Raw genomic sequence first — 22781 nt, forward strand, 5'->3', positions numbered from 1 at the left:
TGGTTTAAAGTTTAAAGAGATGAAGAAGCGTTTATTTAATCATGCCCGAAATTACCCAGATTTACCTCAGGTAGATTCAGCTATCTCTTTTGGTCCTTTTATCAAATACCTGCAACGAAAAATTAAAGAAGAACGGACCGTAAAATCTATTCTTTATAGCAATGCCTTAAAAGAATTTAAAAAACAGGGAATTGATGAACAGGTTATCGCTATCGAAGATATTTATCAGCACGAACTACTGCTGGAACATATGTATGCCTGTCTTTCGCCTGCACTTTTAACAGAAGACCACCAGGCTTGGGGGCTTTGTGCACCAATGCAGCCCATTACTTTTTATGGAACCGAGCTGATGTACGAGTTGCTCGAGCATGAAGAAAAAGATCAAAATAATTTTGTCGGTTCAAAAACGCTTGAACAACATCAGCATGATCACCTGCATTTTATCTACGCTTTCATCCTTAACGAATTATACGCATTCCACTCCCCCTTAAAAGAGAAATACCATTCAGGCATCAATGCCGATACTGGTTTGCCTGGTTATTTCCACATAGGTGTAAACGCCAGCTTCATCGAAGTTAAGGCTAAGCAGCCATTGCCCGAGCTTAGTTACCGTGAATTACAGCAATATTTGAGCGAAGAATCTGGATTGAATAAACTACAGCAGGTGTTGCCACTAACACTTTTTGAGCTTAGAGGTATTTCGGTGCTTACCATTACCGATGTTACCGCTAAACATGCCGTAGAAAATATTAAAAGTGTAAGATTAAGCCGTGTGCCAGGCAGCGAGGGGGTCGCTTATGGAGAAGTGATACAATCGCTAAAAGTGCTGGTGCAAAATGCCAATATCCAATTCGATCTTTTCCCTTTCGTAAGGGTAAACAACAAAATGGTTTATGGGTATGTAAAAGGAGGAAGTGGACTGTTATTTTCAGTGTGGGGTGAAGAAACTTTAAGCCCTGAAGCTTTCCGGCAGATTGCTGAAGGTTATGCTGCAAATCCGAATTCTTTTTACTCACCCGATATCTGGGCTGAAAGCAAAGAGATGTTTCCCTGGTTAGACAGGTTTAGGGAATTAAATGTAAAATCGATGGCGCTCATACCTGTATTTCATAACCAGATTTTGGTAGGTGTACTGGGTATGCATACCTGGCTTGGCGAAACTTTCGACGAAAAGAAAATTACTTTATTGGAACCAGTTTTAGCGCCTATTGCTCAACTCTTACAGGTCTATATAGACGAGTTTAACCTCGAGATCGAAAACATTATAAAAGAAAAATACACCTCTATCCAACCTGCTGTACAGTGGAAGTTTAATGAAGCTGCCTGGCATCACCTTTACAATAAGAAAAAGAATTTACCGCAGCGCAATGAGGATATTAGTTTTGCAGACGTTTACCCTTTTTATGGCGCTATTGATATTAGAAATTCTACCACTGAACGTAATGTGGCCAGCAAGGCCGATCTGAGCCTGCACCTGAGCCTGTTTCGTGAAACGCTGGAAGAACTGAGCAAAACTTATAGTGATGCTTTGCTGGTAGAAATTATCTTTAATTGCAATAAATGGAGTGATATTTTGCAGGGCGATGAGCTGAATACAACCGATGAAAACAGCCTCAATATTTTTCTTAAAGAAGAAACCAGCGATTACCTAAAGCTCATTTCCCAATCGCATCCTAATACCCAAAAAGTAATCAGTAAATACCTCGACCGCATTTCGGTACCTCATGGCGAAGTGTATAAACGCCGTCAGGCTTTGGAAACATCTATGCAGCTGATCAATACAGCCATTAACAATTATTTTGAAAGTGAACGCGAAAAACTGCAAGATTCTTACCCCTGTTACTTCGAAAAATTCAGGACAGATGGTGTTGAATACGACATCTATATCGGACAGTCTATTGCACCTGATCGGGTTTTTAATCACTTTCATCTCAAAAATCTACGGTTATGGCAGCTATCATCAATGGCTGAGATTGCCAAAATGGTTCAGCAGCTTCAGCCAAAATTGGCCGTTAAGTTGGCCACCACACAACTTATCTTTATCCATAACCATCCAATAGACATTAGTTTTAGGATCGACGAGCGGAAGTTCGATGTAGAAGGCGCTTACAATATCAGGTATCAAATGATCAAAAAAAGGATCGATAAAATACTCATTCGCAATTCGCAGGAGCGCCTTACGCAGCCCGATAAACTGGCATTGATCTATTTCAATAAAAGAGATATTGACGATTACCTGCCATTTGTAAAATACCTGCAGGAAACCGGTGTATTGAAACCCGAAACCGAAGATCTTGATTTGGAAGATTTACAGGGGTTAAGTGGGTTAAAGGCACTACGCTTAACTATTTTTTAAACATTTAATTGAGCTACCTTTAGTCTAATATCTTCAATAAGTTACACGGGCACCCTGCTGCAAATACTTAGCGGTTTAGCTATATTGCGTCAGCTAATCAAACATGCCCCAATCGCTATGCGTAAACTATTTTCGCTGTTTTTATTTCTAACAGTTACCCTACAATTACACGCTCAAACCAATGAGGCCAGCCTGGTGAGTCCGCTGATTAATCAATACCAATCAGACGAGACCATGCTTAACCGTAAATATACGCTCAAGCGATCGGAAGAATACTTTAAGCGGATGGAACGCTTTTATACTGAATGGCAAAAACAATTAAAGGCATTGCCTTTTAACAAGCTAACTGTAAATGAAAGGGTAGATTATATTTTGCTTAAACGCGATATCCGATCAGATTCGGCAAGTTTACAGCAGAACTACGCCGAATTCAGAAGCAGTATTTTTACTTTGCCTTTTGCTAAAATATTATTGGATTTTGAAGCAAAGCGAAGGATTGGTCAGCAACAAGATGGTAAAATTACCAAAGATCAATTCGAACAACTGAAAACGGATATTCAGAAAACCACAAAGGCAGTAGAAAACAAAGACCTGGCTGTTACGCCGGTACAGGCATCGTGGGCACAGGAAACCGTTAATCAATACCTGGCTGTATTTACCGAAGCCTATAAATTTTATGATGGGTACGATCCGCAATTTACCAAAGCCACCAAAGCTGTTTATCCCGAAGTGGTAGATGCGGTGAAAGATTATGCTGCTGCATTGGGTAAAAAAGCTAAACCGTCAAATGCCAAAGACGATGGAAGTGGCATTATTGGCAATCCGATAGGAAGAACAGCTTTATTAAGCAGTTTAAAAGATGAGATGATTGCCTATACCCCTGAGCAGATTGAGGCTATTGCCATGAGAGAATTTGCCTGGTGTGATGCCGAAATGCTCAAAGCGTCGCAACAAATGGGCTTTGGTAACGATTGGAAAAAAGCGCTGGAAAAAGTAAAAACAGATTATCCTGAATTGGGAAAACAGCCCGAACTGGTTTATGAACTGGCCAATGAAGCCATAAACTTTGTAGAGAAAAATAAACTCATCGCTATTCCAGCCCTGGCCAAAGAAGGCTGGCGCATGCGTATGTTAAGTCCGAAGGAACAATTGTTTGCACCGTTTTTTCTGGGTGGCGAATCCGTATTAATTGCTTATCCAACAGAAGATATGACCGAGGATGCCAAAATGATGACCTTGCGTGGCAACAACAGGCATTTTTCCAGAGCTGTAGTTTTTCATGAGCTTATTCCCGGGCATAACCTTCAGTATTTTATGCAAAGCCGCTACAAACCTTACCGCAAGGTATTTGGTACACCTTTCTGGACAGAAGGCTGGTCGTTGTACTGGGAGATGCTGTTGTGGGACCAGAATTTTGCAAAATCTCCGGAAGATAAAATTGGAATGCTTTTTTGGCGCATGCACCGTTGTGCGCGTATTATTTTTTCGATGAATTATCATTTAGGTAAATGGACACCTCAGCAGTGTATAGACTTTTTGGTAGATCGTGTTGGCTTTGAGCGTGCTAACGCAGCAGCAGAGGTACGTAGGTCGTTTACCGGAGGTTATGGGCCCTTATATCAGATTGGGTACATGTTAGGCGGATTACAGTTCAGGGCATTACACAAAGAGCTGGTACAAAGTGGTAAAATGACCAATATTCAATTTCACAGTCGTGTATTGCACGAAAATAACATGCCTGTAGAAATGGTAAGGGCCTTGTTAACCAGCCAGCAATTACCCGAAAATTTCAGTACCCAATGGAAATTTGCCGGCGATATTAAATAGTACAATTTTGACGAAGGTGTAGATAACATAAAGTAACAGATGATCAGACAAAGAGATTGATAAAATATTTATCCATGATTCGCAAGAGCGACTTATCTAACCTGATAAATTGGCATTGATTTAATTTAACAAGACGGGTGCTGCCGATCCCTGCCATTCGTAAAATATTCATAGGAAATAGGGCTATTGAGTCCTGAATCTAAAGATTTGGATTTTGGAAGAACTATAGCGTTTAAACGCTGCGCTTACTATTTATAACGTATTTTTTAGTTTTATCCAGAGTACGTAACCGTTTATTAGTGTTGAAAAGTTGATAAGTATTTTTACATGCTTGTATTTTTGGTATGGCTATTGTATTGCTAGGACAACGCTTATTCAACGTTAATAGAAAATTTATGAAACTACAACTATTTAAAACACTCCCGGTAGCACTCGCTGGTTTACTTATCGGCTCGGCTGCTTCAGCCCAGGAAAGTCCTGCAACTTCAACAACAACATTCAGAACATGGTCTATCGGTGTAAACGCTGGTGTGCTTACTCCATTATCACCATTAGGTGGGAAAAACGATTTCAGTAACAACAAATCAAGTTTAGGTTATGGCCTTTATATTAAAAAACAATTTACACCTTATTTCTCTCTTCGTTTAGATGGAGTTCGTGGTAAATTAAAGGGCGATAATACCGAACCTTATGAAAGCGGTTTGGTAAATAACTCTCCGGTAAGAGCATTCGATACCGAGTTATCTTATTCGGGAAGTTTAAATGCTGTGGTAAACATGTTCAATATCGATATGTTTAAAAAAGAGAATACCTTACAGCTTTATGCTTCTGCCGGTGCTGGTATTGCAGCTTACAAACCTACTATTACTACTGCAGCAGGAACTTCAGAATTCGGTGGTGGCGATAACATCAATGAGTTAATTATTCCTGTAGGATTAGGTGCGAAATTTAAAATTTCTGATGCGGTTAATTTAGATTTAGGTTGGACTATCAACTTTGTTGATGGCGATAACTTAGATGGTTACTACAAAAACGGAAATGATAAATATAACTATGCTTATGCTGGTTTAGAGTTTGCTTTAGGTACTGGAAAACAATTGGCTTTCCACAATCCGGTAGCTTTAACGTACGATGAAGCTTTAAAAGCAAAACAAACTGCAGAAGGTTTGAAATCTGATTTAAATGCTCAAAAAGCTGAAAATGCAAAACTACGTTCAGAAATGAACGACATCTTGAAAGATACAGATGGTGATGGTGTTGCAGATAAATTAGATAAATGCCCAGATACACCAGCAGGTACTGTTGTTGATGGTTCTGGTTGTCCATTAAAAACTCCTGAAAAAGTTGTAGAAAAAGTAATCGTAACAGAAGAAGATCGTAAAGTTGTTAACGAAGCGATTAAAAACTTAGAGTTCGATTTAGGTAAAGCAACTATCCGTTCTAAATCTTATACTTCTTTAAACAGAGTTGCTGCATTGTTGATTCAGAAAAACTTTAGCTTAAAATTAGCTGGTCACACAGATAATACAGGTTCAAAAGAATTAAACTTGCGTTTATCGAAAGACAGAGCAGAATCTGTAAAAGCTTATTTAGTTTCTCAAGGTGCAAATGCATCACGTATTGAAGCTACAGGTTATGGCATGGGTCAGCCAATTGCTACAAACAAAACAGCGGCAGGTCGTCAACAAAACCGTCGTGTAGAGTTTACCCTTTACTAGTCTGTTTTTAATAACATTTAAAAAGTCCCGATGAAAATCGGGACTTTTTAGTTTATATTTTTTTGTATACTGCTTAAATCACTGTTTCTGAAACCATAAGATTTTGGAGTGTATTTTTGATAAATAACCTTATTGTTCTTGCTATCATAAATGGTAATGATTTTATCAAAGGAATTTTGCGTGTAAACAAGATATTTTATATCTGAATCTTTTTTTAGTATTAACTCATCAAGCTGCTTTGTAGGAACAAACTTAACTAGATACTGGTATTTCTCGTTGTTGCTTTCGCCTACTTCATTTAAGATTGAATTCTGATTGAACTCCTGGTTGAAACTATCTTTAACATAATCAGGAATATAAAGTGGCTCATTTTTTAGTTTGCTGAGATTTAATTTATCAGCGGTTTCAAATTCAATATCAAATTCATTTCTTGATAGTAATGCACTATTCAATAACTTTAAATAGGTGGTTAACATACCCGGCGACCAGTTATAAAATATAGCATGCTTATAAAGATTATTAATAAAAAGCTTACGTTTATCGGACGCAGACGTAAAGCTATAGCCTATATCTTCTAAATATTTAAGCGTAAATAAATCCGGGTATAGATTTACAGTTGCTATAATTGACATATTTTTTCTAGTCCTTTTTTCAGCGCCGAGCTTAAGGGCATACACTACATTTACAGAGTTAAGAGAATCTGGTTGATCGGTGTAACTGTCAAAATAAAAAAAAGAATATGCAGAGTTGTTTTGATATTGAGCTAATTCGTTTGGTTTTATAATCAAGAATGGAGTTATGGTCCATGATTTTTCGATCGCCTCGCGATATTTCTCAATATTTTGATAATCGTCATATCTTAAAGTAAAGAGGGTTGTAGTGCCTTTGAATTTTCGAAAATCATTATCATTCAAGTAAGATTGTGCGAAACAAGATACCTGCGCTTTTGTGATATTTATAGTACATGCTATTGCCGAAATTATCAGTGCAATTTTTATTCTGGTCATCATTTTGTGTGCATTAGTGTTAATCTAATCTACAAATAAAAACGCAAAAAAAAACCAAATCTCTATTGCATTAACAAAATACATTCATTAGCTTTGTTATGCAAGCATAATAAATTAGCAAAAATGAAACAACAACAAACCATAGATTACCATGTTAAGTTTGCCTGGCAAAATATGTTTAATAAGTACAATCAAATGGCATCTAGTTTTGGGATTACCCAGGCCATTGGTTACATGCTTATTAATATAGATGATGCCGAGGGAACTGCGGTTTCAAATTTAGCTGGCTTACTTGGGGTTAAAGCAACCAGTTTATCCCGTATGTTAAATAATATGGAAGAGGCCAGCCTCATTTACCGTGAAACATCTGCAGGCGATAAACGATCAGTAAAGGTTTTTCTAACTGATTTCGGTAAAGAGAAAAAACAATTGGCCAAAGGTGTTGTTCGCAAATTTAATGAATATCTCGATGAGCATTTCTCTAAAAAGGAGAAGGAGACTTTTATTAATCTATTGATAAAACTAAATGATATCACAGTGGCCTATACTGTTGATTAACAAATATAACAATCAAATCTGTTTGGTAGGTTGTACATAAATAGCGCCTATCAGACTAATGAAAAGCAAATAGATAATGAAACGAAGCATTAATAAAGTTGCAGTTTTGGGTTCGGGTATTATGGGATCGCGTATTGCATGCCACTTCGCCAACATTGGTGTAGAGGTTTTGCTGTTAGATATTGCCCCTAAAGAGCTAAGTCCAGAAGAACAGGCAAAAGGGTTAACACCGGATAACCCAGTTGTAAAAAACCGGATTGTTAATACAGCTTTGCAAACGGCCGTAAAAACAAACCCATCTCCAGTTTATAGCAAAAAAGCATTAAATAAGATCAAAACTGGGAATTTCGACGATGATATGTCGAAAATTGCCGGTTACGATTGGGTAATTGAAGTTGTAGTCGAAAATCTTGATATCAAGAAAAAAGTTTTCGAACAGGTAGAGCAGTTCCGCAAGCCAGGTACATTGATTACCTCGAATACTTCAGGTATTCCGATCCATTTAATGGCTGAGGGAAGAAGCGATGATTTTAAATCACATTTCTGCGGCACACACTTCTTTAATCCGCCCCGCTATTTAAAATTGTTGGAGGTTATTCCTACGCCACACACGCAACCTGAAATTGTTGATTTCCTGATGCATTATGGCGATAAATTTTTAGGAAAAACAACCGTTTTATGTAAAGATACGCCAGCTTTTATTGCCAATCGTGTAGGTGTTTATTCCATCATGGCACTTTTGCATTTAGTTGAAAAACTTGATCTGACTGTAGAAGAGGTTGACAAATTTACCGGACCAGCATTGGGTAGACCAAAATCGGCTACTTTCCGTACATCGGATGTGGTTGGTTTAGATACCATGATCAAAGTAGCAAAAGGACTTTACGATAATTGTCCGGATGATAAAGCGCATGATTTGTTTAAACTCCCAGCATATGTGCAAAAAATGGAAGAGAACAAATGGCTTGGCGATAAAACCCAACAGGGTTTTTATAAAAAGACAAAAAATGCTGAGGGTAAAACCGAAATCCTTGCATTGGATTTAAAAAACCTAGAATATAAACCGCAGCAAAAAGTAAAATCGGCTACCTTAGAAATGACCAAGCCGGTTGAAAATCTTCGTGAGCGCATGAAGATTTTTGCCAAAGGAAAAGATAAGGCAGGCGAGTTGTTCCGCCATTCTTCATTTGGTTTATTTGAATATGTATCAGATCGGATTCCAGAAATTTCTGACGAACTCTACCGTATCGATGATGCCATGCGTGCAGGTTTCGGTTGGGAACTTGGTCCCTTCGAACTTTGGGATGCTGTTGGCGTAAAAGAAGCCATCGAAGGGATGGAGCAATATGGCAATAAAGCTGCGGCTTGGGTGCATGAAATGCTCGATGCCGGAAATACTTCATTCTATAAAGTAGAAAACGGCGTTAAAAAATATTATGATATTCCTTCTAAAAGTTATAAAGCCTTACCGGGAACCGATGAGTTCATCATCTTGGATAACCTTCGCGAAAATAAAACCCTTTGGAAAAACTCAGGTGTTTCGATTATTGATCTGGGCGATGGCATTCTGAATGTAGAATTCCACACCAAAATGAATACCATTGGCGGTGATGTGATTTCAGGTATTAACAAAGCGATTGATATGGCCGAAAAAGATTACCGTGGTTTGGTAATCGGCAATGATGGTGCAAATTTCTCCGCTGGTGCAAATGTGGGTATGATTTTTATGATGGCGGTAGAGCAGGAGTGGGATGAATTGAACATGGCGATCAGAATGTTCCAGAATACTTCGATGCGCATCCGTTATTCTTCTATTCCGGTTGTGGTTGCCCCGCATAATCTAACTCTTGGTGGTGGTTGTGAGTTTAGTTTACATGCCGATCATGTTCAGCTTTCAGCCGAAACTTATATGGGTTTGGTTGAGTTTGGTGTTGGCGTAATCCCTGGGGGTGGCGGAACAAAAGAATTTGCTTTGCGTGCTTCTGATGAGTATAAAGATGATCAGATTGTGCAGAATGCCTTGAAAGACCGTTTCTTAACTATCGGAATGGCAAAAGTTTCTACTTCGGGTTACGAGGCTTACGAATTGGGTTATCTGCAAAAAGATAAATTCTCGATCTCGATGAACCGAAACCGCTTATTGGCCGATGCAAAAGCTAAAGCAATAGAATTGGCTGATGCTGGATATACTAAACCCGTGCAACGGAACGATATCAAAGTTTTAGGCAAACAAGGTTTAGGAATTGTTTATGCTGGTGCCAATAGCATGTATGCAGGTCATTTCATTTCCGAGCACGATAAAAAAATATCTGAAAAATTAGGTTATGTAATGTGCGGTGGTGATTTATCGGCTCCAACAGAAGTAACCGAGCAATATTTATTGGATCTGGAAAGAGAAGCATTTTTATCACTTGCAGGCGAAAGGAAATCGCTAGAGCGGATTCAGAGTATTATTACTAAGGGGAAACCGTTGAGGAATTAGTGAGTTAAATATTTAGTTATGAGTATCAAGTATCAAGTATCAAGATACGAATGACGAATACAGTTTTACTTACATTAATTAATAAATAAAATAATGCGAGGATTAAGTCTTGATACTTGATTCTGGCTACTAGATACTAAAAAATGGAAGCATATATTATAGCCGGATATCGTACAGCAGTGGGCAAAGCACCCCGTGGCGTATTCCGTTTTACAAGAGCTGATGATTTAGCCGCAGAAGTAATCAGGGCTTTAGTGGCATCGGTTCCGAATTTAGATAACGAACAGATTGATGATGTAATAGTAGGTAATGCTACACCAGAGGCAGAGCAAGGCTTAAATATTGGTCGTATGATTTCGCTGATGGGCCTGGATACCGATAAAGTTCCGGGAGTTACGGTAAACCGCTATTGTGCATCGGGTTTAGATACCATTGCCACAGCAGTTGCTAAAATTAAAGCCGGCATGGCCGATTGTATTATTGCAGGTGGTGTAGAGGTGATGAGCGGAATGCCTTTTGGAGGGTGGAAGCTTGTACCCAATGCAGAAGTTGCAAAAAACAATCCAGACTGGTATTGGGGTATGGGCTTAACAGCCGAAGCAGTAGCTAAAGAATACAATGTAAGCCGTGAAGATCAGGATGCTTTTTCCTTAAAATCTCATGAAAAAGCCATTCACGCTATAAAAAACGGCCATTTAAAAGACGGTATTCTGCCAATCACAGTAAACGAAAATTACCTCGATGCCAACCTTAAAAAGAAAACCCGTTCTTACGTGGTTGATACCGATGAGGGGCCACGTGCAGATACTACCTTAGATAAGCTGGCGAAACTGAAACCCGTATTCGACGCTGTTGGAAGTGTAACCGCGGGTAATTCATCGCAAACATCTGATGGAGCAGCTTTTGTTTTGGTGGTTTCTGAAAAGAAAATGAAAGAATTAAATGCGGAACCGATTGCCAGATTGGTAAGCTACGGTATCGCGGGAGTTCCGCCGCGCATTATGGGGATTGGTCCAATTGAAGCTATTCCAAAAGCGTTGAAACAGGCAGGTTTGAAAAAGGAGGATATCGATTTAATCGAACTGAACGAAGCTTTTGCCTCACAATCATTAGCCGTAACCAGAACATTGGATTTAAATCCCGACGTAATTAACGTAAATGGTGGTGCAATTGCATTAGGGCATCCGCTGGGCTGTACCGGAGCAAAACTTACCGTACAGATTATGAATGAACTAAAAAGACAAAACAAGAAATATGGAATGGTAACCATGTGCGTAGGAACCGGACAAGGTGCAGCAGGGATATTTGAGATGTTGTAGGAATATAGTATCAAGATATGAGTATCAAGTATCGAGATTGAATAATAGGTGTATACCAGTTTATAAAATCATCCCAAACATATTTGTATTCATAATTTAATACTAAAACATATGCATAATTTTAAAGAATTAAAGGTTTGGCAGAAATCTATAGAACTCGCAGTTAAAATTTATAAATCGACATCACTCTTGCCGAATGAAGAAAGATTTGGCTTGATTTCACAAATGAAAAGATGTTCGGTATCAATTCCTTCAAATATAGCTGAGGGTTCTGGTAGAGGAAGTGGTGCTCAATTCAAATATTTTTTGAACATAAGCCAAGGTTCAGCTTTTGAGCTAGAAACACAATTGATTATTTCAAACCGACTTGAATTACTAGATAATGAATTATCAACAGATTTGATTGAGAAAATTACTGAGATTCAAAAAATGGTTTATGCTTTGGATAGAAGTATCAAAGTGTAAGCATTAAGGTTTGAGTATAAAGTGTCCAGATTGAATAAAAGAAATAATAGAAAAAAATAATAAGCGATATCAAGTTTCTAAGCACAGTTTTGATACCTGATAATAGCTGCCCAATATTAAAATTTAGTGATATCTAGTGTTAAGCTTTGTCTTGATACTAGATACTCATTACTAGATACTATTAAAATGGAAACAACTGAAAAAAAGACAATTAAAGGCGGTGAATTCTTAATTAAGGATACCACTTATCAGGAAATATTTATCCCTGAAGAATTTGATGAAGAGCAGCAGATGATTGCACAGACCTGTCGCGATTTTCTGGCGGCTGAGGTTTATCCCAATTTAGATAAAATTGATAAACAGGAAGACCCTGAGTTGATGCCAACACTTTTAACCAAGGCAGGCGAACTGGGGATTCTTGGCGTTTCGGTACCGGAAGAATACGGAGGTTTTGGTAAAAACTTTAACACTTCTATGCTGGTTGCAGATGTGGTAGGTGCAGGGCACTCTTTCGCTGTTGCACTTTCTGCACATACCGGAATTGGTACATTACCGATTTTATATTATGGTAACGATGCGCAAAAGGCAAAGTATATTCCTAAGCTTGGCTCGGGCGAATGGAAAGCTGCTTATTGTTTAACTGAGCCAAACTCAGGTTCGGATGCAAACTCTGGTAAAACTAAGGCTACACTGAGTGCCGATGGTAAACATTATATCATTACTGGGCAAAAAATGTGGATTACCAATGGTGGTTTTGCCGATATTTTTATTGTTTTCGCTAAAATTGACGATGATAAAAACTTAACTGCATTTATTGTGGAGAAGGAATTCGGTGGCATCACTATGAATCCCGAAGAGCATAAAATGGGTATTAAAGGTTCTTCAACCCGTCAGGTTTTCTTTAACGATTGCCCGGTACCGGTTGAGAATATGTTGAGCGATAGAGAAAACGGTTTCAAAATCGCGGTTAACATTTTAAATATTGGCCGTATCAAATTATCGGCTGCAGCTATCGGAGCTTCAAAAGCAACTTTAAATACAGCGATTAATTATTCGAACGAACGGATCCAGTTTGGTCGCCCGATTTCTAAATATGGTGCAATCCGTTTTAAAATTGCAGAAATTGCTGCCAAACTTTATGCTGTTGATTCAGCAAATTATCGTGCCGGACAGAATATTGATGATACTTACGATCAACTGGTTGCAGGTGGAATGGAATCTGGCAAAGCCAGACTGAAATCTGTTGAGCAATTTGCGGTAGAGTGTGCCATTTTAAAAGTATGGGGCTCAGAGGCACTAGATTATACCGTAGATGAAGGTGTACAGATTTATGGTGGAATGGGCTTTAGTGCCGATGCGCCAATGGATAGGGCTTACCGTGATGCACGTATCAACCGGATTTTTGAAGGTACAAACGAAATTAACCGCTTGTTGACTGTTGATATGATGCTAAAACGCGCCATGAAAGGCGAATTGGATTTAATGACGCCAGCTACAGCAGTTGCCGCTGAATTGATGAGCATCCCTGATTTTGGCGAAGAGGATACCACTTTATTTGCTGCAGAGAAAAAGGTCTTGTCGAATTTGAAAAAAGCAACATTAATGGTGGCTGGTGCTGCGGTTCAAAAATTGATGATGACCTTAAGCAAAGAACAGGAAATTTTAATGAACATTGCCGACATGGCCAGTTATGTTTATGTGCTTGAATCGGCTTTATTGCGTACAGAAAAATTGGTTAATACCCGTGGTGAAGAAGCATCAGCAGGCCAATTGGATTTACTACGCATTTATTTGGTAGAAGCAGTGGATGGTATTGCCAAGGCAGGTAAAGAAGCACTTTGGGCTTTTGCTGAAGGTGATGAGCAACGTATGATGTTGGTTGGTTTACGCCGTTTTACAAAAGTGGAACCGTTTAATGTTAAAGATGCCCGTCAAAGAGTTGCGCAACAGCTTATTGAAGCAAATAAATATATTTTTTAAGGTAGAAGGATGAAAGGCGGAGGGTTTAAGGATTGGGTGCATAACCTAACCTTAAACCCTTTTTTTGTTTTATTGAATCTGATAATTTTTAGGCTTAATTAAAACGTATTCTTTTCTAGGAGGAGTTCATAATATGCTGTCATGCTGAGGCACGAAGCATCTCTTTCATCGGCTGCAGATACTTCGTACCTCAGCATGACAGAAGTTGAAAAAATCATAACCCATTAGCTTTATGCTATTAAAATCCTATTTTCGCGCATGATTAAATTAAGATTCCTTGCCATACTCTTTTTATGTATGGCTGCAGTTTCATCTTGTAAAAAGGATGAAGACCCTGAAAAACAGATGACCGATTTCATCAAACAAAATAATATTAATGCAGTTAGAGACGATTCTGGTTTATACTATCAGATCATTAAACCTGGCTCGGGTTCGTTCACTTATCCAAATAACACCAAAATAACCATTAAATACGAAGGCAGGTTGTTAGACGGAACTGTATTTGATAATGGCGATGGCAAAGAGCAGATCTTCAATCTTGCCGAACTAATTTCAGGTTGGAGAATCGGCATCCCCAAAATACAAAAAGGTGGAGAAATCAGGTTGATCGTTCCCCCGGGTTTGGGCTATGGAAGCAGTTCGGTAGGTCCTATCCCTGGTAATTCTGTATTAGATTTTACCATACAGCTGTCTAATACACAATAACTGTAACAACTAAAGCTGAAAGAGCAAAGACTAAAGTCGAGGGAATAAATTTAAAGCAGATTGTTATTACAATTTTCGATTATGCTTCTTTAGCCTTTCTGCTTTTATCTTTAAGTGCCTTAAAATTGTTAAAATAGGTTAAAAATTGTAGCATCCGTATTAAAAGCTTATTTTTGCGGATGATGGTTAAGTTTAGATATTTTATACTCATGATCTGCCTTGCAGGGTGCCTGGCAGCTTGTAAGAAAAATGTGCCGGTTGATGATTACGATCCTACACCACAGTTTAAGGCCGATACTGCTGCAATAAGCGCTTTTGTTAAGACTAATAATATCTCGGCTACGAAAGATGCCAGTGGAATATTTTATCAGATCTTAGCACCTGGAACAGGAAGTGTAGTGTATACGGCATCTACAAAAATCACTTCTGATTATGAAGGAAAGTTACTAAACGGAACTATTTTCGACAGTACCAAAGGAACCCCAATTTCGTTTCTACTTGGAAACGTTATTGTAGGATGGCAATTTGGGATTCAAAAAATACAAAAAGGTGGTAAGATCAGATTGATAATACCTTCTTATTACGCTTATGGGACACAATCACCTTCAGCTTTGGTTCCGGCAAATTCAATACTCGATTTTACTATAACACTTACAGACGTACAATAATAAATGAACAAATTTACTAAACTTAGCCTATTCGCACTTTTACTGGCTACTACAATCTTCAGCTCATGTAAAAAGGAATATGAGTCTATTGAAAGTGTAGATGATGCCGCTATCCAGGCTTATCTTAAAAAGAATAATCTTACATTCACTAAAGATACAAAAGGCTATTATTACAATCTCACCGACGTAGGTTCTGGTGCAAGTGTTGCAAACCAAGATTCGGTTTATTATTCATATATCTTTAAAACCTTATCTGGGCAGGTGCTAAATCAAACATCTGACTTAATGATTCCAGGTACCTTTTTGGGTTATACAGACCGATTTACGATCAATAGTGTATCATATGTATTTACGCCAATTAGAGAAGTGTTAACCAAATTAAAAAGAGGAGGCAAAGCAACATTAATTATGCCTTCTAGCATGGCTTTTGGAAGGAACGGCGTAAGTTTTTTAAATATTGGATCAAATGAAAATATCCTTGTTGATTTAGGGATATATGCCGGAGCGAAAAGACATGAAATAGACGAATTTGAGATCAATAAATTTATTGCCAACAATAATTTAACACTGATTAAAGATCCTTCTAGAGCACGCTATAGTATTACTACCCCTGGAACAGGAACTGATGTAATTAATGTGAACTCTACAATAGTTGCTAACTACACGGTTCGCTATTTAGATGGAACAGTTTTGCAAACGAGTACCGATGGAACTTTTTCTGATGTTTTAAGTAATTTATATAAAGGCTGGCAATTAATATTACCGGGAAAAGTAACAGCTGGCGGAAAGCTTCGTTTGATTATTCCTGCTGATTTAGCTAATGGGGTATCTCCTTTAGATTTTGATATTGAAATTGTAAAGGTTACGAATTAGATAAAGCCTCTTTAAAAACTTTTAAAACCCTTTCTCTTGCAAATGTATGCTCAACTATAGGTTGGGCATATTTTTTTGTCCCAAATTCTGGTACCCACTTTTTAATGTATTCAAGTTTAGGGTCGAATTTTTTAGTCTGTAGTTCTGGATTAAATACCCTGAAGTAAGGCGCCGCATCATTTCCTGATCCGGCGGCCCATTGCCAGCCGCCCACATTGCTTGCCATTTCATAATCCAATAATTTTTCGGCAAAATATGTTTCTCCCCAGCGCCAGTCGATGAGTAAATGTTTGGTTAAAAAACTTGCTACAACCATGCGCACGCGGTTGTGCATCCAGCCAGTTTGGTTAAGCTGTCTCATACCGGCATCTACAATAGGATAGCCGGTATTGCCTTCGCACCAGGCTTTAAATTCATCTTCGTTGTTGCGCCATTTAATTTTATCGTATTGTTTTTTAAACGAATCGGAGGCCGAGTAGGGGAAATGCCAAAGGATAGTCATATAAAATTCTCGCCAGGCCAATTCTGAAAGCCAGACGTCCGATTTTGCTTCCAAAGCATCTTTAACTGCTTTCCGAATGCTTAAGGTTCCGAAACGTAAATGCAGACCGATATGTGTGGTGCCATCAAGCGCAGGGAAATCGCGTTCTTTTGCATAATCGTCGAGTTTGCTTTTATAACTGATTTTCGGAAAATCCAGCTTACTCTTTTCAAAGCCCATATCATTTAAACCTGGACAGGGCAGATGTTTGCTTTGCAATAAGTTTTTGAAGTATTTTTTAGTGGGATAAGCTTTTACATAAAAATCGTTCAGCTTTGCATGCCATTGTTTGTAAAAAGGGGTAAAAACTGTGTAAGGTGTTTTATCCGCTTTTAGGATTTCGTTTTTTTCAAAAATAACCTGATCCTTATATGTTTTGAAGGCTATTTTTTCGCTGGTTAAAAATTCGGCCATGTTATCATCACGTTCGCGGGCATAAGGTTCATAGTCATGATTGGTATATACGCTCTTAACATCATATTCCTTTAAAATTTCAGGCCATATTTTTTCGGGACTACCATATTTTACCAGTAAATCTGATCCATATTGCTGAAGTTCTTTCTTTAAATCTTCAATGGATTGATAAATAAAAGTTACGCGGGCATCATCTTTTGGTAGTTTATCCAGTATATTTTTGTCGAAAATAAAAAGTGGCAACACAGGGTAATCGCTTTTTAAAGCGTGGTATAAAGCAGCATTATCTGTTAAACGTAAATCGCGGCGAAACCAAATGATTGATATTGAAGTCATTGATGGGAATTAGAAATTAATTAATTACGTCATGCTGAACTTGTTTCAGCATCTATCCTGGAAAGACCCTGAAATAAATTACCTTCGGTGAGCTCGCTAAGGCTCGGTTCAGGGTGACGGGCCAGTTAATCGGTTAAACCTATTTGTACAGATCCTTCAAAGCATCCTCCAAATGGGTGAATTTAAATTTGAATCCTGCATCTAAAATTTTTTGTGCCGAGGTATTATTGCTCATTAAAACAGCTTCAACACGCTCGCCCAATAACAATTCTAATGCCTTTTTCGGAACCTTGATCGGCCAAACAGGACGATGCAGCTGTTTAGCAATGGCTTTGGTTAGCGCTTTATTCGTGACTGGAAAAGGAGCACAGGCATTATAACAATTCTCCATTTTAAGATTTTCGATGGCTTCGATGTACATTTCTACCATATCATCAATATGCAGCCAGGGAGTCCATTGTTTACCTGTTCCTAATGCTGCTCCGGCAAACAACTTAACTGGTTTATCGAGTTGTGGTAAGGCGCCGCCATGGTTACTTAAAACGATTCCGGTACGGAGTTTTACAATCCTAAGGCTTAGCTTTTTGCCTTGGTCTACGGCATCTTCCCAAAGTTTACAGCATTCAGCTAAAAATCCATAACCGTTTGGGCTTTCTTCTGTTAAAATTTCATCACCACAATCGCCATAAAAACCAACTGCCGATGCAGAAATAAACGATTTTAGCTGGTTGTCGGGTTTCGATTTAATCGTTTTAAAAAGTAATTCTGTTGATTTTACGCGGCTATCGATGATCTGTTTTTTGCGTTCATCGGTCCATTTTTTATCGGCCACGGGTTCTCCCGCTAAATGAATAATGGCATCTACACCATTCAAACAATCAGCATCAATAGTTCCTTTGTAAACATCCCACACAAAATTATTCGGATCATTGTCTTTCTTTCGCGAAAGTGTATTCACCCCGTAACCTTTACTTAGCAAATGTTTTTTCAGCTCAGTACCCACAAGTCCTGTCGCTCCGGTAATCAGAATCTTTTTTGCCATATTTTTAAAACACTAAAGATACAAAAGGGTTTTTATGGCTTCATTTAAAACGATATTAATTCAGTTTTAATTCTTTTGTTACCTATTTGTAAAGAATTATTTAGGGGTTTGATGAAGAGGAAAAATAAGATAAATTTGTAAACGCGTTCTTACACCCTTTTCGATAAAAGATGTCCAAAAAAATTTTAGTCTGGTTTAGAAATGATCTTCGCTTGCATGACAATGAAATGCTGGTCGAGGCGATTGCTAAGTCTGATTCGATTTTGCCTGTTTACATTCTCGATCGCCGTTCTTTTGGCGAAACAAAATACGGTACGTTAAAAACAGGTAATATTAGAGCGCAATTTATTTTAGAAAGTGTTTTAGGATTACGCAATTCTTTAAAACAGATTGGCGGTAACTTGCTTATCGCCGAAGGCAACCCTGAAGATATTATTCCTCAACTCGTTCAGGAATATGAGATTACTGAAGTTTACCACCACCGTGAAGTGGCACGCGAAGAAACGCATGTTTCAACTTTGGTGGAAAATGCACTTTGGAAATTACGCATCAACCTCAAACATTTTATCGGCCATACCTTATATAATAAGGAAGATTTGCCTTTTCCCATTAAAGATATTCCCGACGCTTTTAATCAGTTTAAAAAGAAAATTGAACGCGATTCGATTATCAAGCCCTGTTTTTCGGCACCCGATCGGATTAATGTAGCCGAAGTGATTGACTGGGGAACATTATCTTCATTAGAAGAGCTTAATCTGTTGCCACAGCAAAAAGACCAACGTTCTGATTTTGAATTTGTTGGTGGCGAGGCTGAGGGTTTAACTCATCTTCAAAAAGTGATTGTGGCTATGCAGCAAGCTGCAACAACCAAGAATTTAATTCTGGCATCGAAACTATCGGCATGGCTGGCCATGGGTAGTTTATCGCCACGAAAAGTATACTGGGAAATTAAAAAGATGGAGGGTGTGCCCAATACAAAAGCCATGTTCAACCATATTTTATTAGGCCTGCTTTGGAGAGATTATTTCCGTTTCATGTTCAAAAAATATGGCAATACTTTTTTTAGTCCGGATGGATTTGGCAGTCAGGGGTTGGTTGATATTGTGAATGAGCAAGACAATTTTAGTAAATGGAAGAATGCACAAACAGGTTTTGCCGTGGTAGATGCGGTGATGACGGAGTTAAATCAAACCGGTTTCATCTCGAATATCGCCAGACAAACCGCTGCCTTATATCTGATCAATAATTTAGAAGTAAGCTGGATTTTTGGCGCAGCCTATTTTGAAGAAAAACTGATTGATTATAACCCTGCAAGCAACTGGGGGAACTGGGCCAATGTAGCTGGTGTAGGTAACGATCAGAAATCAAAAAGTGTTTTCGATCTTGATAAAAATATCAAAAACCTCGACCCAAAAGGCAATTACTCCTTAACTTGGGCATCATAGTTGTAACGACTGAATGATTGGGTATTGAATGATGGAATTGAAATTTTATCGATTAATACAGGCGGTATTTTTGTCATTCGCTCATTCAATAATTTTCTCATTCAATAATTCTCATTTTAATCGAGATTTTTGCCATTTATATAAGGTAAAATTCTAATTTTGTAATGCTTATAGTAAATAGTTAATAATGGATAAATTATCTTATCTTAATGGCGCAAACGCCGAATATATAGAGTCTTTATATCAATCCTATCAACAAGATCCTGAGTCTGTTGAATTTGGTTGGCAGAAATTTTTTGAAGGTTTCGATTTTGGAAGAGGATCGGAAGCGCCTGCAGTAACAGCAGAAACTCCTGAACAATTTTTAAAAGAGGTTAATGTTTTAAATCTGATTGATGGCTATCGTAGCCGCGGTCACTTATTTACGCACACCAATCCGGTTCGCGAAAGGCGTAAACATTTACCAACATTAGATCTTGCAAATTTTGGATTATCGGATGCTGATTTAGAAACCGTTTTCAACTCGGGTGTTGAGATTGGCATTGGTGCGGCAAAATTGAAAGACATTGTAGCTTTTTTAAAACAAACATACGCAGGTTCTATCGGAGCCGAATTTAAGTTTTTACGTACACCTGAAGTGTTGAACTGGATTCAGCAAAAAATGGAAAGTGCACGTAATACCCCTAATTTCTCAATCGATGAGAAAAAACGCATTCTCCGGAAATTAAACGAAGCGGTAAGTTTCGAAAATTTCTTGGGTACAAAATTTTTGGGCCAAAAACGTTTCTCGTTAGAAGGCGCAGAAGCTTTAATCCCCGCTTTAGATTCAGTAATCGAAAAAGGTGCTGAATTAGGTATTGAAGAATTTGTAATTGGTATGGCCCACCGCGGTCGTTTAAACGTGTTGGCCAATATCATGCAAAAAACATATAAAGATATTTTTGCTGAGTTTGAAGGTAAAAGCTACAATCCAGATACGCCATTTGGCGGTGACGTAAAATACCACTTAGGTTATTCTACAGATGTAGCTACCGTTTCGGGCAAAAGTGTTCACTTAAGTTTATGTCCTAACCCATCACACTTAGAAACCGTTGATGGTGTGGTAGAAGGCATGAGCCGCTCGAAAATCGATTTCAAATATGGTGGCGATAACAGCCGTTTAGCACCAATTTTGATTCATGGTGATGCATCAGTTGCGGGCCAGGGGATTGTTTACGAAGTAATTCAGATGGCAGGCCTTGAAGGTTATAAAACTGGCGGAACCATTCACCTGGTAATTAATAACCAGATTGGTTTTACCACTAATTATAAAGATGCCCGTACCAGTACCTATTGTACCGATATTGCTAAAGTAACTTTATCTCCGGTTTTTCATGTAAATGGTGATGATCCTGAGGCTTTGGTTTATGCAATCAACCTCGCAATGGAATATCGTCAAAAATATAAAAACGATGTTTTTATTGATATTCTTTGCTACCGTCGTTTTGGACACAATGAATCTGATGAGCCTAAATTCACCCAGCCATTATTGTACAAAACAATCGAAAAACACCCTAATCCAAGGGAAATTTATATTGATCAGTTAACCAAAGAGGGTAAGTTAGAAGCAGGTTTGGCAAAAGAAATGGAAAAAGATTTCCGTGGCATTTTGCAGGAACGCTTAAACGAAGCTAAAGAATTTGTTGCAGGCAATGCCGAAGTTAAATTTGGTGGTGCATGGGCAGATTTGCGTATGGCTACACCTAAAGATTTCGAATCTTCTCCGGTTACTGCAGTTAAAAAATCTACTTTATTGGAAATTGGTAAGCGCATTACGGCTTTGCCATCTAATAAAAAGTTCTTCAAAAAAATCGAAAAACTATTTGCTGAACGTGGCAAAATGGTTAACGAAACCAATGTTTTCGACTGGGCAATGGGTGAGCAGTTGGCTTATGGTACTTTGTTGTCAGAAGGTAAACGCGTTCGTTTAAGCGGTCAGGATGTAGAAAGAGGAACGTTCTCTCACCGTCATGCGGTATTAACGCTTGAAGATAGTGAGGAAGAATATGTACCATTGGCGAATATTTCAGACCAACAAGCGGCTTTCGATATTTACAATTCACACTTATCAGAATATGGCGTTTTAGGTTTCGAATATGGTTATGCCATGGCAAATCCGAATGCTTTAACCATTTGGGAAGCACAATTTGGCGATTTCTTTAACGGTGCACAAATTGTTGTCGATCAGTATATTGCAAGTGCCGAAACCAAATGGCAACGCGAAAATGGTTTAGTAATGTTATTGCCCCATGGTTACGAAGGTCAGGGACCAGAGCACTCATCAGCACGTATAGAGCGTTTTATGGAGCTTTGTGCCGACTATAACATGCAGGTAACCAACTGTACTACTCCGGCAAACTTCTTCCACGTTTTACGCCGTCAGTTTAAACGCGATTTCCGTAAACCTTTAGTTGTATTTACACCTAAAAGTTTATTGCGCCACCCTGCTTGTGTTTCTAAATTAGAAGAATTTACCGAAGGTGGTTTTAAAGAAGTAATAGACGATGTAAATGTTAAAGTTGCAGATGTAACACGTATTGTTTTCTGTAGCGGTAAAATTTACTACGAGTTATTGGAGAAACAACAGGCTGATAAATTGAAACATGTAGCCTTGGTTCGTGTAGAGCAACTGTATCCAACTCCGGTTGATCAGATGGAAGCCATCCAGAAGAAATATAAAAATGCTAAAGAAGTTTTCTGGGTACAAGAAGAACCAGAGAACATGGGCGCATGGCCATATTTGTTCCGCAGGTTATACAAAACAGCTTTAAAAGGCATTGATGTAATTTCGAGAAGAGAAAGCAGCAGTACCGCAACAGGTTTTGCAAAACAACATGCTAATCAACAGGCTTATATTTTAGCAAAAGCTTTAGAGATTTCGGTAACGGATGATGTAAAGAATATCGCTAAAAAAGCAACAAAAAAATTAGTTCAGATAGATTAAATGAGGTTTAAGGCGTAAGGTTTGAGGTATAAGGTTAAGCAGCCTGAACATTTCAGCTTTAC

General features: G+C 38.3%; 16 protein-coding genes. 13 read left to right on the forward strand and 3 right to left on the reverse strand.

All coding sequences use genetic code 11. The features are described from left to right. Positions 1-19 precede the first annotated feature (19 nt). From AC1RJ8_RS11820 to AC1RJ8_RS11830, 3 genes are all read left to right on the forward strand, one after another. A complete protein-coding gene (locus AC1RJ8_RS11820; RefSeq protein WP_492954177.1) occupies positions 20-2356 on the forward strand; it encodes a GAF domain-containing protein in 2337 nt (778 codons plus the stop codon). Positions 2357-2473: 117 nt separating this feature from the next. Further along, the gene (locus tag AC1RJ8_RS11825; RefSeq protein WP_492954176.1) at positions 2474-4183 is read left to right on the forward strand and encodes a DUF885 family protein; all 1710 of its coding nucleotides are present in this window, start codon (positions 2474-2476) and stop codon (positions 4181-4183) included. A 395-nt stretch (positions 4184-4578) separates the two neighbouring features. Continuing rightward, complete coding sequence (locus AC1RJ8_RS11830) at positions 4579-5901, forward strand: DUF6089 family protein (RefSeq protein ID WP_492954175.1); 1323 nt, start codon at positions 4579-4581, stop codon at positions 5899-5901. 47 nt (positions 5902-5948) lie between these two features. Here the strand turns inward: AC1RJ8_RS11830 and AC1RJ8_RS11835 are convergent, their stop codons facing one another. Further along, the gene (locus tag AC1RJ8_RS11835) at positions 5949-6911 is read right to left on the reverse strand and encodes a hypothetical protein (protein WP_492954174.1); all 963 of its coding nucleotides are present in this window, start codon (positions 6909-6911) and stop codon (positions 5949-5951) included. Between the two features lie 120 nt (positions 6912-7031). Between AC1RJ8_RS11835 and AC1RJ8_RS11840 the strand changes: the two genes are divergently transcribed. The 8 genes from AC1RJ8_RS11840 to AC1RJ8_RS11875 all read left to right on the forward strand — a co-directional run bounded on the left by AC1RJ8_RS11840 (position 7032) and on the right by AC1RJ8_RS11875 (position 15958). Further along, positions 7032-7466, forward strand: coding sequence for a MarR family winged helix-turn-helix transcriptional regulator (locus tag AC1RJ8_RS11840; protein ID WP_492954173.1), 435 nt, complete (start codon positions 7032-7034; stop codon positions 7464-7466). A gap of 76 nt (positions 7467-7542) precedes the next feature. Then, a complete protein-coding gene (locus AC1RJ8_RS11845) occupies positions 7543-9948 on the forward strand; it encodes a 3-hydroxyacyl-CoA dehydrogenase/enoyl-CoA hydratase family protein (RefSeq protein ID WP_492954172.1) in 2406 nt (801 codons plus the stop codon). Between the two features lie 143 nt (positions 9949-10091). Then, positions 10092-11267 carry an acetyl-CoA C-acyltransferase gene (locus tag AC1RJ8_RS11850; RefSeq protein WP_492954171.1) on the forward strand — a complete coding sequence of 392 codons (1176 nt, stop codon included), beginning with the start codon at positions 10092-10094 and terminating at the stop codon, positions 11265-11267. A gap of 111 nt (positions 11268-11378) precedes the next feature. After that, on the forward strand, positions 11379-11732 hold the full coding sequence (locus AC1RJ8_RS11855) for a four helix bundle protein (protein ID WP_492954170.1): 354 nt from the start codon (positions 11379-11381) through the stop codon (positions 11730-11732). A 186-nt stretch (positions 11733-11918) separates the two neighbouring features. Continuing rightward, positions 11919-13712, forward strand: coding sequence for an acyl-CoA dehydrogenase FadE (locus AC1RJ8_RS11860; protein WP_492954169.1), 1794 nt, complete (start codon positions 11919-11921; stop codon positions 13710-13712). A gap of 258 nt (positions 13713-13970) precedes the next feature. Further along, a complete protein-coding gene (locus tag AC1RJ8_RS11865; RefSeq protein ID WP_492954168.1) occupies positions 13971-14417 on the forward strand; it encodes an FKBP-type peptidyl-prolyl cis-trans isomerase in 447 nt (148 codons plus the stop codon). Between the two features lie 179 nt (positions 14418-14596). Next, the gene (locus AC1RJ8_RS11870; RefSeq protein ID WP_492954167.1) at positions 14597-15085 is read left to right on the forward strand and encodes an FKBP-type peptidyl-prolyl cis-trans isomerase; all 489 of its coding nucleotides are present in this window, start codon (positions 14597-14599) and stop codon (positions 15083-15085) included. 3 nt (positions 15086-15088) lie between these two features. Continuing rightward, a complete protein-coding gene (locus AC1RJ8_RS11875; protein ID WP_492954166.1) occupies positions 15089-15958 on the forward strand; it encodes an FKBP-type peptidyl-prolyl cis-trans isomerase in 870 nt (289 codons plus the stop codon). On the opposite strand, the gene AC1RJ8_RS11880 is transcribed toward AC1RJ8_RS11875, so the two are convergent. Continuing rightward, entirely contained in the window at positions 15948-17249 is a 1302-nt protein-coding gene (locus AC1RJ8_RS11880; RefSeq protein WP_492954165.1) for a cryptochrome/photolyase family protein, read from the reverse strand. The two genes, AC1RJ8_RS11875 and AC1RJ8_RS11880, sit on opposite strands and share 11 nt — an antisense overlap. Positions 17250-17388: 139 nt before the next feature. Beyond that, positions 17389-18291, reverse strand: a complete 903-nt coding sequence (locus AC1RJ8_RS11885) for a TIGR01777 family oxidoreductase (RefSeq protein WP_492954164.1) — start codon at positions 18289-18291, stop codon at positions 17389-17391. Positions 18292-18461: 170 nt separating this feature from the next. Here AC1RJ8_RS11885 and AC1RJ8_RS11890 point away from each other — a divergent pair, with 170 nt between their 5' ends. Continuing rightward, on the forward strand, positions 18462-19736 hold the full coding sequence (locus AC1RJ8_RS11890) for a DASH family cryptochrome (protein WP_492954163.1): 1275 nt from the start codon (positions 18462-18464) through the stop codon (positions 19734-19736). A 187-nt stretch (positions 19737-19923) separates the two neighbouring features. Continuing rightward, the gene (locus tag AC1RJ8_RS11895) at positions 19924-22719 is read left to right on the forward strand and encodes a 2-oxoglutarate dehydrogenase E1 component (RefSeq protein WP_492954162.1); all 2796 of its coding nucleotides are present in this window, start codon (positions 19924-19926) and stop codon (positions 22717-22719) included. Positions 22720-22781 lie beyond the last annotated feature (62 nt).

This window comes from Pedobacter sp. GW822-FHT03F06 (assembly GCF_058801365.1).

Bases quoted from the DNA above. Each gene is read 5' to 3' on its own strand.
- AC1RJ8_RS11895 (WP_492954162.1), top strand. From the start codon at position 19,924: ATGGATAAATTATCTTATCTTAATGGCGCAAACGCCGAATATATAGAG.
- AC1RJ8_RS11825 (WP_492954176.1), top strand. From the start codon at position 2,474: ATGCGTAAACTATTTTCGCTGTTTTTATTTCTAACAGTTACCCTACAA.
- AC1RJ8_RS11845 (WP_492954172.1), top strand. From the start codon at position 7,543: ATGAAACGAAGCATTAATAAAGTTGCAGTTTTGGGTTCGGGTATTATG.
- AC1RJ8_RS11870 (WP_492954167.1), top strand. From the start codon at position 14,597: ATGATGGTTAAGTTTAGATATTTTATACTCATGATCTGCCTTGCAGGG.
- AC1RJ8_RS11850 (WP_492954171.1), top strand. From the start codon at position 10,092: ATGGAAGCATATATTATAGCCGGATATCGTACAGCAGTGGGCAAAGCA.
- AC1RJ8_RS11835 (WP_492954174.1), bottom strand. From the start codon at position 6,911: ATGATGACCAGAATAAAAATTGCACTGATAATTTCGGCAATAGCATGT.
- AC1RJ8_RS11875 (WP_492954166.1), top strand. From the start codon at position 15,089: ATGAACAAATTTACTAAACTTAGCCTATTCGCACTTTTACTGGCTACT.
- AC1RJ8_RS11855 (WP_492954170.1), top strand. From the start codon at position 11,379: ATGCATAATTTTAAAGAATTAAAGGTTTGGCAGAAATCTATAGAACTC.
- AC1RJ8_RS11890 (WP_492954163.1), top strand. From the start codon at position 18,462: ATGTCCAAAAAAATTTTAGTCTGGTTTAGAAATGATCTTCGCTTGCAT.
- AC1RJ8_RS11880 (WP_492954165.1), bottom strand. From the start codon at position 17,249: ATGACTTCAATATCAATCATTTGGTTTCGCCGCGATTTACGTTTAACA.
- AC1RJ8_RS11820 (WP_492954177.1), top strand. From the start codon at position 20: ATGAAGAAGCGTTTATTTAATCATGCCCGAAATTACCCAGATTTACCT.
- AC1RJ8_RS11830 (WP_492954175.1), top strand. From the start codon at position 4,579: ATGAAACTACAACTATTTAAAACACTCCCGGTAGCACTCGCTGGTTTA.
- AC1RJ8_RS11860 (WP_492954169.1), top strand. From the start codon at position 11,919: ATGGAAACAACTGAAAAAAAGACAATTAAAGGCGGTGAATTCTTAATT.
- AC1RJ8_RS11865 (WP_492954168.1), top strand. From the start codon at position 13,971: ATGATTAAATTAAGATTCCTTGCCATACTCTTTTTATGTATGGCTGCA.
- AC1RJ8_RS11885 (WP_492954164.1), bottom strand. From the start codon at position 18,291: ATGGCAAAAAAGATTCTGATTACCGGAGCGACAGGACTTGTGGGTACT.
- AC1RJ8_RS11840 (WP_492954173.1), top strand. From the start codon at position 7,032: ATGAAACAACAACAAACCATAGATTACCATGTTAAGTTTGCCTGGCAA.